Below are 10834 nucleotides of genomic sequence, written 5' to 3'. Positions count from 1 at the left end.
ACTGGATACATATTTCAGAGAATTTCTTATTTGGTGTACTATACATAGCTGCACTTCTGCACTGGGAAATACACTGTTGATGGCTGCAGGAAAGCTTTTTAGCCCATCTACACATGCAATCAGAATATCTTCTACTCCTCTTTCTTTGAGGTTATTTAGCACTTCCAACCAAAAGTTAGCTCCTTCACTTTCAGCCAAATAAAAGCCCAGGACTTCTTTTCTGCCATTTTGGTCTATGCCCAATATATTGTACATACATTTACTTACGCAATGTCCATCCTCCTTGACCTTAAAGAACATCCCATCCATAAATACTATCGGGTATACTGATTGCAGTGGACGACTACGCCATTCATTGATTATAGGCAGTAATTTGTCGGTAATACTTGATATCTCTGCTACCGATATTTTGTGATCATAAATTTCCTCAACGTGTGACGCTATATCTCTATAGCTCATACCACTGGCAAATGTGCTCAAAATCTTCGTTTCAAGCTCTGGATGTAAGCTTGTTTGCCTTTTTTTGACTATTTGCGGCTCAAAACTTCCTTCTCTATCTCTTGGCGTTAACAGCTCAAATGAACCTGCACTTGTACGTAAAGTCTTTCCATTCCTCCCATTTCTGCGATTATTTTCTTCACTTTCAGCTAATAAATGGTTTTCTATTTCACCTTCTAGACTCGCCTCCAGCAGCTTTTTTATAAATGGTGTTAATGCTCCCTCCTTTCCTGTCAACGGTCTTCCTTCTCGTATAGACGACAGGATATTTGTTTCCAACTCTTTATAATCTACCAATCCGTTAGTTCTGTTTACTACTTTTTGACTCATTGTCAAACCTCCATTTTTTTATATCAATTTATTACTTTTTTTCGGTTTGACACACTTTTTTGAACATTCCCGATTAATGATATGGATCACTTTCCCTATTGGTTGTGATTTATAACAACGAAATACTTCCTTCAGTTTTTGAAGTAGGTTTGTTCGTGCTTTCATCTTGGGTGTTATCCTCACATTCCACTTTCCTTGTCTTGTAATATTCTGTTGAAAATCAAATCCTAGAAAGCTGAATGTCCCTTTTTCTTTAAGATTAATCACTTTTGTCTTTTCTTCGTTTACTTCTACTTTTAGTTTTGCTAATTCTTCTTGTAACCTTTTGTATACTAATTTCTCGAGCCATTCCCATCTCTGGTGCCCATCTATCAGTATCACTAAATCGTCTGCCCATCTGGCGTATTCTATATGTCGATATTTTCCCTCTTTTGTCACCTCTTTTGCCTTCTCTAGCATTTTATCTACCTCATTAAGGTATATATTGCTTAGTAGTGGTGAAAGTGGTGATCCTTGTGCTATTCCTCGTTTCCCTCCTGTTTCAAGGATTAGCTTGATCAAGTGCATGGTTTCTTTATCTTTTATTCTTTTGGAAATCTTTTCCATAAGAATATGATGTCGTACATTGTCAAAGTAGGATTTTAGGTCTATGTCAATAACTTTTGTATTGCCTTTGATTGCTGCTTTCGCTACTCTGCTTACTGCTTCATGCGCTTTTCTCTTGGGTCTATATCCATATGATCCGTTCTGAAAGTCAGATTCATATATCGGTTCAATTATTAGCTTTAGTGCACTTTGCACTATTCTATCCCGGATGCAGGGTATGTTCAACGTTCTGAGTTTTCCCTCAACTTTTGGTATTTCCTTTCTCCGGTTCCTATTTGGGCTATAGGTTTTGGTTATTAGTTCATGTCTTATTTGCTGAAGATACTTTTCTAAGCCTTCTGCCTCTATCGATTTGAATGTTACCCCATCAATTCCTGGTGCCCCATTGCTTTTCTTTGTTAGCTTATATGCTTCTTTTAGTGTCTCCATCTTGCAGACGTGTACATAGATTCCCCAGAATCGCCATTCCGGTTCTGCTTTCGCTTTGATATATATCTTTCTTCTCAGGTCTTGTAATTTTATTGGCATTTTTGTCATTTTTACCTTTACCTTCCTTTTGTTAAAAGATTCTTACTAGTAGGGTGCCTTTGCTCCATGAGCATTACCTCACTTCATCACTACTACGCACCCATCCGCCACCCTTTCATCTTCGGTTCATTTCCTGTTTCCAGTTATAGAACCTACCGCTCCAAGGTATTTCTCCTTGGGATGAGGAGGGCTTCTCCAGTTGCCTCGTATGCCCTAATTATCATGTCATCACTACCACCCCGCTAAAGTAGATATGCTGTATCATTCGTATTTCAGCTATCTATGTTGCTTTCACCCAATTGCCGTGAGCTCAGCCTTTAGTTTTGCAGACTTTCGAGGCCACCTGTGTGTTCGCTTTCGCTACAACCTGATAATTTGCCATTATCCTTACGATAACGTTGTCGGTAGGCTTCAATATCTTGGTTTCCCTCCATATTGCTACCCAAGCTACAGGACTCCGACTTTTATCCTGGTAGGTTTGTCTCCTACTGAGCATACTTACCTTTTCTGGACACACGGCAGTTATTCTGAATATCGTAACTCGTAATCAACACATTACTTAAAGTGTTCTTTAGAATATCCTCTCCAAAATATTTATCCAGTACAGATTCAATATTTTTATGTGGATATTGTGCGCAGTTAAACCAAGATAATATTGATCGCCTGAAGAATGAAGATTTAAAAATATATGACCCGTATTCTTGGTAAAGCTCAACTAAATCATTTGCTGAATATTGGGGATTTCCCCGTTCATCTTTTTTGCATAACCCTGCTACAACAATTCCACCGGTTGAAGTACCTGCTATAAGATCAAAGATTTCAGCTATCTGTTTCCTTGTCCTTTGCTCTATTTCTGCTAGAATAATGGCTGGTATGATGCCTCTAATACCACCTCCATCAACGGATAAAATGTATTTAATCAATTGTAAATTTAGGTAAGGATATTAAGATTTAATTTTTCCGCTTAAAACCTGCAATTTAAACTCATCTAATTCTTCAGAAAGATTTTTTACCCTTTCCTCAAGTACTAACACTTTTTCCATTAAACCATATTCAATAAGTTTATCGTGAAATTGTACCCTTGAGTCTAGCTTGGATAACCACCATATCAATGCTACGGTTTGGATTAATATGGTAATAATTACCGTAATTGGGATTTTTTGGTTCTGCATAATGATTTAATTTATTATGAAAACTATTGAAAGCTTTTGTTTCAAACTGTAGAAATGAATTAGTCGTTACTTTTCTGTTTTATAATTTTTTTCTGCCTCAGCAAGTAGGTCTACGATTTCTCTATAAGACTTCTTATTTCCACTATAAGATGACCTCTTCATTGCTATAGTTTTTGCAGTTCTTCCTTTCCAGTCTACAACATGAGGGTTAGCTCCTCTCTCCAACAAAAGTTTTACAATCTCTAACTGACCACCTTCAGCAGCATCAAGTAATGCTAAACTAATAGTATTTATATCCATCCCCTCGTTTAACAAAAATGTAACAATTTCTAAGCATCCTTTCTCTGAAGCATAATATAATGCCTTTTTGCTAATACTTGAATCATCTCTACTTTTTTTACTAATGATTTCACAGTTTCTAAGTCACAGTTCTTAGCTGACATTTCTAACATTTTCTGATACTCTTCAGCGGCCTTGGATTTTTGATAGTAATATGTAATAACAACACATACTATTACCAGTATAAACCACAATGTAGCTTGTTTCTTGCTCATGTTCAGCATTTTTTTTGCATTAAATCAGCAATTTACTTATTTTCTCTTAAACATAATTACTAAAAGATGCCGATAATGCAGTACGATATCCTGAACTATTTAAAGTATGTTCTGCTCTATCAATTACCCATTCACGATCTATATCCTGATTGAACCCTACAAGATTAAGTTTTGCCTCTGCACATAATTCTGGATTACCTGGTATTGTCATTTCTAAAGTCTCATTATTACGCTTCAATTGTTTCAACTTGGCATTTGCTGCACTCAGTGCTGACTCTGCATTTGGATAAATTGTTTGTATAGCGTAACTTGGTTCGCCGCTACCTACTCTTTCCGATATGGTCTCTCCCTTTTCATAGCTATGCCATTTCGCTATCACTGAGTTGTACTTATTACGCACAGTAAAATGCACTTTCCAATTGATTGGATCTTGAGGTCTAATAGTTGTCGTTCCTAAAGCTTTTCCCGTTGCTGACTTTGCTGCACCTTTTGGAATAAACAATATATACCCTCCTGCCAGTTTTGCCATGGCTTCGCGCTCTATAGCTATTCTAGTCAACAAACTTATATCGCTCTCTTCAGTTTGGTCAATATGTAGTATTAATATGTCTTTAAATTCCTCAGCAACTTTGTATCCATATCCATGTTTATTTGCTATTTCCTTGACTAAATTACCTAACGTAATCTGGTGCCATTCTCTGGATACTTTTTCCTTTAGCGATATCATCAAATTTGTTGCATGAGCTTTGATTATTAAGGTTTTTGGTGGACTTTGTACTGTAATTTCATTGACTCTATATATACCTATGGGTAGTACCTCTGTTTCTCTATATCCCAAAGCAATCTTTAGCTCTTTTGGAACTTTTATGTTATCATCCCTGTAATCGACACATATTTCAGCTATATCTTCTATAGTCCCTGATTCATCAGTAACATGCATTGACACCAAGCGGTCTTTTGCTAATTCATACCCTTCAATGATAAACTCTGGTTGCATCTTACCCCCAAATCTTCAAGGTTGATTTCTGTAGAGGTTTCTCAATTATAGGCAGCTTAATTTTCAGTCCTGCCGGTAAAAAACTTCCATATTCCGCAAGTCCAGGGTTTTCTTCTAATACTATTTCTACTGCTCCTGAAGTAAATCCATAGTGCTTCCAGCAAATATAGTCTAACATATCATTTTCTTTTGCTAAGTAATATATAGTCATGAATAACGCTTCAAACTTAAACTGAATTCAACTTTTTTTGGCAATCCACAAGAGAAAAATGATGTTTGCTTTTCTTCAAAGCGAGTAATTACAAATTGCCCCAAAACATTTCCCATGCTATCAACTAAAGTGTGAGGTTCTTCTGCCTCTTTTATATTCTTTAACTGATCTAATCCATTATGAAGATAAATTACTCCTTCTAAATCTATATTTTCTGCTCCCTGGCCAATATTCTGTAGTAATTGCTTACCAATACACTCAACCACACTCCAACGCTTCTCTTTGCTATATTTCAAACTTATCGGAGTAAATTTATATGGACCAAGGGATAGCATCAGTAAATGGGATCTACCGTATCGAACATAACATCACGTGATTTTTCTCTTATTCTTTTTATTACTTCATCTGCAAGATTACGAATATCTTGATTTGGCTCTGCTTTAATGCTGATAGTGTAATTATTAGTGATGTTCTGAGTTTGATTCATAGTTTTCTGTTCTTTGTTTTCAAATTTACTCGTTGCAAAATCTGCAAATATCTTATCATTTTCTGTGGATTTTTTTTCCTCAATAAGGCTTTTGATTCTGAAGCTATTCTGATTTCTCTTGGAAAATTCTTTAATTATACTGTTACCTAGCAAAGGATTTCCACTGTTGAGAATATTACTCTTTAGGGGAGTATGGACTGCTTTTATTTCAGTAACAATACTTTTTCTTTTTTCAAATTCTTTCAATGGACTATTCTCAGAGATTTTTCCAAACACACTGCTAATAGTATTTCCTACCCATGAAAAAGCTTCTTCTATGGGTTTTATTATCGATTTTATATACTTCCAAAAGCTAGAGAAAAAGTCTTTCACCTTTTGCCAGTTAGTTATAACAAGAGCTGCACCAGTAACAAGACTTGCTATTAAAAATCCAATCGGGTTACTCATTACAGCGAGTGTTACTGCTCTTAGTCCTGTTATTACTGCAGGAAAAACTGTAGCTGATAAAAATGAAAATGTTGCAATTATTTTTGCTCTTAAACCGAGAACTGTACTTGCTAAAAAAGTAAACCCATAACCTAAGCCCACTACTAAGATTTTCAAACTTATTAAAGCTGCTATAGTTCCCATGATTGCTGTAGTTAAGGTTGGATATTTTTCTGCAAATAAGGCTATGCTCCTAGTTTTTTCTTGTAAAAATTCAGCTATAAATTTTAAAGTAGGCAGCATCACCGAGCCCAGGTTCATACCAACTTCAGCTATTGCATTTCGAAGGAGTCTTAATTTATTGGCTGTAGTGTCTGCACGATTTTTGAATTCTTTTTGCAGAGAGCTTCCATACTTTTCTGTATTAGCCAATAACTTTATTGCATCCTCATACTTATTAAAACTTCCAGCTAATAATGCAATATCATCTTGATATTCCTGACCGAAAAGTTTCATCAGGATTGTAGAACGTTCCTGATTATCCATTTTCTTTAGAGTTTGAAAAAAGTAAAGTAGTGCTTTTTCCCCATTTTCACTTATCCTTTGTACCATTTCTTCTGCGGCTATGCCCATTTCTTCTAGTGCTTCCTTAAATTCTTTTCCTTGACCTTCAGCAGTTTGAAGTTTTGAAAGTAGTGCATTTATAGCAGTTGCAGCTTTTGCTGGTTGTTTGCCCAAACTAATGAAAGCATTTACTAAGCTACTTGTTTGTTCAAACTTTAATCCAAACTGCTTTGCAGTACCACCAACTATTGCTAGAGCTTCAACCATATCTTTTGCTTTAGCAGCAGTGTTATCTGACAAGTGGTTGATCACATTACCAACGTGTTCCATTTCACTAACATTAATTCCATAAACGTTAGAAAGTTTAGCTATAGAATCTCCTGCTTGTTCTGCAGACATATCAAATGCTGTGGTCATTTTGGCAACTACTGTTGTAAACTTCATAAGATCATTTTTGTCAATACCAAGTTGACCACCACTTGCAGCTATTTGTGCTAACTCTGCTGCCGATAATGGTATAGTACGTGACATCTCTTTTAACTTTTTTGCAAATTTATCAGCTTCCTTTGTCTTTTCATCAAAATCAACTACTTTTGTAACATCAGCCATAGCACTTTCAAAGTCAATCGCAACTTTAACTGGAGCTGCAAGCGTTAGCCCTAGCCCAATAGTCTCTATAATTTGTGACTTAAAATGTGCTTTGCTTGCTAAAAAACTTTGGTGACTACGTATTGCAGACCCAAGCTTACCATACTTACCTTTTAGCACTTCAATAGAAGAACCAAGTTTATATTGATCACTTACTAATGACTTAATATTTCTTCCACTTTTTCTTACTTCTTCATTAAATGAATGCAAAGCATCTCTCTTTTTCAAATATGCTTCTTTTGCTTTTGTTGCGGAGGTTTTGGCCTTGTCAAATTCTGCTTTTAAAGTTTTGCTCGGTTTCTCTATTGCCTTCATTTGTTTAGCTAAAGATTTTACTTGATCTTCAAAGCCTTTCCATGACCTCTTGCTAGTCAAAACATCATGACCTAACTGCTTAAACTTTGATACTGATTTTAAAGATGAGTCAAGCTTTCTTATATTCTCACCAAGATGAGTAAGTTGACTACTACTTCCTTTTATTACAGTATTAAAACTTCCATCTAAAACTGCTCCGATTTTTATAGATAATGTTGACATTGTACCTTCCTCGCTGCTTTATGCCATAAGATAAATTCATTAATCTCCATATCAAGTATTTGTTCAACCCCGCCTCCTACAACAGAGCTGAACATTAATACTTCTAATCTCAAGTTTTTTGGATAATCGGTGAAAAAAAATCCTTTAATACCTCTTGAATTTTCACATAATCAGCAATATCTAACTCTTCAATTGCTTCTTTTGCAACTGATGTCAAATTGGCAGTCAAAGTTACTTCCTTACTTAGATCACTACCATTAAGTCTCTCAATAGCAAGATAATCTCTAACTTTTGGACGTCTAATGGTAAGTTCTGAGACAGAAATACCATCAACTGTTATTGGATTATCAAGTTTTACTGTTGTCATACTTTCTCCTAAAAAATAAAATTCTAAAATCTTTTTAAAACTAAACCTAAATACCTAAAACCGTTTGCAGCAAGGCCATTTGATCAACACCATTTATCTTTCTTATCATATTTTCAGCATCGATCTCTATCAGCTCATTGCCACCTATCGTAAGTTTATAATAATGAGCAGCTACAGTGCATTTTAGAGTGGCTTTTTCAGCAGGTTTCCAGCTACCAAAATCAAATTCTTTAAATATGCCCCTAAGGTTGATAATAACTCCTTCAACTTCATTACTTCCACTTCCTTGCATTCCACCACGAAGAGTTAAAGATACAGAGTTTCCATTTATCAAGCCAAATAGCCGAAAGAGTTCTGTATCGTATTCAGAAAAAGTAAAGTCTGCTTCTAACTTTTCCATTCCCATATCAATATTTATTGGAATATCCATACCACCAGCTCTGTATTCTTCGGTTTTTATGGTAAGCTTCGGCAAGGTTATTTCATCTATTTTTCCTGCATAACCACGACCATCAACAAATACGTTAAAATTTCTCAGTATTTTCGGTAACATTTTTCCTCTTTCTCCCCTTTTTATAATATTGTACCACTCACAAGGTGTGACCTAAAAGTAATCTGTTCTGCTGGATATGGTGGTGTAAACTCAAAATCAAAAGACACTTTTCCGCTTGCAATATTTGCTGGTGTGTTTAATTCTGAAGTTGCATAACATTTTCCGCTGATAATAGCTCCTTGGGCTTTTAAATTGGCCAAATAAGAATTCACCCCCTCAATCACATCATCTATGTAAGTTTTGGTAATATTTCGATCAACTGCCCATAGATGAGCTCGAAGTAAACTATCGTTAATTAAATCTGCAGTACGCCTCACTGATAGAAAAGCCCATTTCGCATCGTTTGAACATGTCCTGTTTCCCCAGAGCTTGTAGCCATTTTGATGAATGATTGTCGTGACTTCATTTTCATTTAAGTGGTTTGCTCTACAATTTGTATTACCGAGCGTAAAATCAATAGGCCTGCTTGTTCCAATAATACCATTTATCTCTTTATTTGAAGGTGAGTGCCAAAATCCTTGCTCGCTATCTACTTTCGCTATTAAACCAGCTACAAATGAACTTGGAGGCAAGATTTCTTCTTTTCCTTCAATAAACACCTTAACCCAAGGATCAACTACGTAAACTCTTGAACTATCGATACTCTTTCGCCATTTTATTGCTTCTTCATCATTGGTATTTGGACCATCTGCTACTATTATACTTCTCAGCTTTTCTGCTACTCCTATCAAAGCTGCTACTACTGGGTTTTTAGGATTTTCAGATTCAGGCAATTGATGAGTAAACTGAGGTGCAATCAGTATTCTTGGAGCAACATGAACTATGCTTTCACTACTGAGGAATGCTTGAATCCCTTGATACTCTCCAGTCTCTTTATCAACACCGCCAATTATATTCTTCAGCGTCTCTTCTTCTTTTAATTTTGGATTGATGTTTTCACTTTCTTCAACTCTAATAACTACTACTGTTGCACCCATTTGGGAAAATATTCCATTTACTGCAGAAGGTAAACTTCCACTCTTTCCAAGCCTTGCTGCTTCTTTTAAACTTCCTGCTATTAATACTGGTTTATTCAGTGGCACGTTCGCTTCAGGTGCAGTACCAATTACACCTATCACTGATGATTTAGCTGTACGTACTGTTCTTGCCCCTGAGGTTACCTCAATAACATTTACACCATGTAAAAATTCTTCAGCCATTTCTTTTAACTTTCTTGTATTTTTTTTCTGAAATCATCGAGCAAAGTCTGTAGCTCATTTTCACTCTTGGCTTCTTCAATCTTTCTCTTGGCTAAATCTTCAAGCTCTTCACATTTAATTACTGCTTTTTCTGCCTTCTTTTCTATTATTTTTGCCATTTCAATAACCGTAATGCCACGGACTTTTGCTAAAGGTTCTATAATTTCTTTATCCTTTTCATTCATAGATTCTGGTGCTGCTAGAATGCTTTTTGCGGCTTTCGCTTGAATCTCATAAGATTTAGCTTTTTGGTGAGAATGCCCTGCATATTGGTGAGTATGATTATCATAATGAAAACGCATACTATTAAGTACAGAAAAGCTTCGCATTATCCAGTAACTCCTTTTGTATATCTTCTTTAGTACGCTGAGCAATTTTTCCTCCTTCTGTTAAACAATAGCTTTTTTGCCAATCAAAATCTTCTGGTGCTTCATACCAATCATTTTCAGTTGGCTTGCTTTCAAGTGTTGTTGTTTCTACTTGTTTATCATTTTCAAATCTAATGTAGATAGACATTGTTTGTTACCTCCAAATCTCATACGTGTTAGATAATCCTGGACATTGCCAAGCTTTTAGCGTTCTCTCCACATCTACTTCAAGTCCTGTAGTTAGAACATTGCTACGTATGTTTAAATCCCCCACTGAATAAATTGACCATAGTTGTGTACATAATTTGATGCAAGCATACCTTGACTAACTTGTGTTCTGGAATACAGGTAAGATGATGTGTAAAGTAATATTGCAACTGTTTTTCCTGCTGGAATCTCCACATTACCAGATCCAGCTAATTTGCTATCAGAACTCGTGTATTGGTAAACATTTTTCCATATTATTCTTGAAATTCTTGATTTATTAGAATTGGTATTATCTGGTGTTCCCACAAATAATCCTGCACCTCCATACTCCGTACTCGAATACGATGATCCAACAAATTCTATTGCTTTATTTATGTTCACATTGGTTGTATTTTTTACAAATACTACTCCAAGTGCAGCATATGGGTAATAGTATATCTCATCATAACTACCCGAAAAGCTTTTTGTGCATAACTCTCCGTAAATAAATGTTCCCTTGCTTCCCTCTATAAAACTTAGTTGTCTTGGCCGATAAAAACTAAC

11 protein-coding genes and 4 pseudogenes are annotated in these 10834 nt (G+C 35.7%); all 15 read right to left on the bottom strand.

Annotated features, from left to right (window positions below):
• Window positions 1-828: IS256 family transposase (locus Wcon_RS06250; RefSeq protein WP_114516781.1), on the bottom strand; the 828-nt coding region annotated here is incomplete at its 3' end.
• An 18-nt stretch (window positions 829-846) separates the two neighbouring features.
• Window positions 847-1971, bottom strand: coding sequence for a group II intron reverse transcriptase/maturase (gene ltrA, locus Wcon_RS06245; RefSeq protein WP_237350083.1), 1125 nt, complete (start codon window positions 1969-1971; stop codon window positions 847-849).
• 509 nt (window positions 1972-2480) lie between these two features.
• Window positions 2481-2885 (bottom strand): annotated as a pseudogene (locus Wcon_RS06235) (patatin-like phospholipase family protein); the annotation flags it as partial.
• 21 nt (window positions 2886-2906) lie between these two features.
• Window positions 2907-3134, bottom strand: coding sequence for a hypothetical protein (locus tag Wcon_RS06230; RefSeq protein WP_114517602.1), 228 nt, complete (start codon window positions 3132-3134; stop codon window positions 2907-2909).
• A 66-nt stretch (window positions 3135-3200) separates the two neighbouring features.
• On the bottom strand, window positions 3201-3434 hold the full coding sequence (locus Wcon_RS12070) for an ankyrin repeat domain-containing protein (RefSeq protein ID WP_338062149.1): 234 nt from the start codon (window positions 3432-3434) through the stop codon (window positions 3201-3203).
• Window positions 3435-3455: 21 nt separating this feature from the next.
• Window positions 3456-3509: pseudogene (locus Wcon_RS12815) on the bottom strand (hypothetical protein); the annotation flags it as partial.
• Window positions 3510-3734: 225 nt separating this feature from the next.
• Window positions 3735-4685, bottom strand: a complete 951-nt coding sequence (locus Wcon_RS06220; protein WP_114517601.1) for a contractile injection system protein, VgrG/Pvc8 family — start codon at window positions 4683-4685, stop codon at window positions 3735-3737.
• Between the two features lies 1 nt (window position 4686).
• Window positions 4687-4896, bottom strand: a complete 210-nt coding sequence (locus Wcon_RS06215) for a tail protein X (protein ID WP_063631168.1) — start codon at window positions 4894-4896, stop codon at window positions 4687-4689.
• Window positions 4893-5231: a phage tail protein gene (locus Wcon_RS06210; protein WP_114517600.1), complete on the bottom strand. Its 339-nt coding sequence runs from the start codon at window positions 5229-5231 to the stop codon at window positions 4893-4895. Before Wcon_RS06210 ends, Wcon_RS06215 begins: the two co-directional genes overlap by 4 nt.
• Complete coding sequence (locus tag Wcon_RS06205; protein WP_114517599.1) at window positions 5231-7558, bottom strand: phage tail tape measure protein; 2328 nt, start codon at window positions 7556-7558, stop codon at window positions 5231-5233. The genes Wcon_RS06210 and Wcon_RS06205 overlap by 1 nt, the downstream gene beginning before the upstream one ends.
• 109 nt (window positions 7559-7667) lie before the next feature.
• Complete coding sequence (locus tag Wcon_RS06200; RefSeq protein WP_114517598.1) at window positions 7668-7925, bottom strand: phage tail assembly protein; 258 nt, start codon at window positions 7923-7925, stop codon at window positions 7668-7670.
• A 46-nt stretch (window positions 7926-7971) separates the two neighbouring features.
• Window positions 7972-8478: a phage major tail tube protein gene (locus tag Wcon_RS06195; protein WP_114517597.1), complete on the bottom strand. Its 507-nt coding sequence runs from the start codon at window positions 8476-8478 to the stop codon at window positions 7972-7974.
• Window positions 8479-8498: 20 nt separating this feature from the next.
• Window positions 8499-9677 (bottom strand): phage tail sheath subtilisin-like domain-containing protein, encoded by a 1179-nt coding sequence (locus Wcon_RS06190; RefSeq protein WP_114517596.1) that lies wholly within the window; start codon window positions 9675-9677, stop codon window positions 8499-8501.
• 5 nt (window positions 9678-9682) lie between these two features.
• Window positions 9683-10232, bottom strand: a pseudogene (locus Wcon_RS06185) (hypothetical protein).
• Window positions 10233-10238: 6 nt separating this feature from the next.
• Window positions 10239-10834, bottom strand: a pseudogene (locus tag Wcon_RS06180) (hypothetical protein); the annotation flags it as partial.

It is taken from the genome of Wolbachia endosymbiont of Cylisticus convexus, from assembly GCF_003344345.1.
Note: the sequence above shows the minus strand (reverse complement) of the source record. Positions and strands in the feature narration are given on the sequence as shown.

Excerpts from the sequence above, each read along its gene's own strand:
- ltrA (WP_237350083.1), bottom strand. The coding sequence starts at position 1,971 with ATGACAAAAATGCCAATAAAATTACAAGACCTGAGAAGAAAGATATAT.
- Wcon_RS06230 (WP_114517602.1), bottom strand. The coding sequence starts at position 3,134 with ATGCAGAACCAAAAAATCCCAATTACGGTAATTATTACCATATTAATC.
- Wcon_RS12070 (WP_338062149.1), bottom strand. The coding sequence starts at position 3,434 with ATGGATATAAATACTATTAGTTTAGCATTACTTGATGCTGCTGAAGGT.
- Wcon_RS06220 (WP_114517601.1), bottom strand. The coding sequence starts at position 4,685 with ATGCAACCAGAGTTTATCATTGAAGGGTATGAATTAGCAAAAGACCGC.
- Wcon_RS06215 (WP_063631168.1), bottom strand. The coding sequence starts at position 4,896 with ATGACTATATATTACTTAGCAAAAGAAAATGATATGTTAGACTATATT.
- Wcon_RS06210 (WP_114517600.1), bottom strand. The coding sequence starts at position 5,231 with ATGCTATCCCTTGGTCCATATAAATTTACTCCGATAAGTTTGAAATAT.
- Wcon_RS06205 (WP_114517599.1), bottom strand. The coding sequence starts at position 7,558 with ATGTCAACATTATCTATAAAAATCGGAGCAGTTTTAGATGGAAGTTTT.
- Wcon_RS06200 (WP_114517598.1), bottom strand. The coding sequence starts at position 7,925 with ATGACAACAGTAAAACTTGATAATCCAATAACAGTTGATGGTATTTCT.
- Wcon_RS06195 (WP_114517597.1), bottom strand. The coding sequence starts at position 8,478 with ATGTTACCGAAAATACTGAGAAATTTTAACGTATTTGTTGATGGTCGT.
- Wcon_RS06190 (WP_114517596.1), bottom strand. The coding sequence starts at position 9,677 with ATGGCTGAAGAATTTTTACATGGTGTAAATGTTATTGAGGTAACCTCA.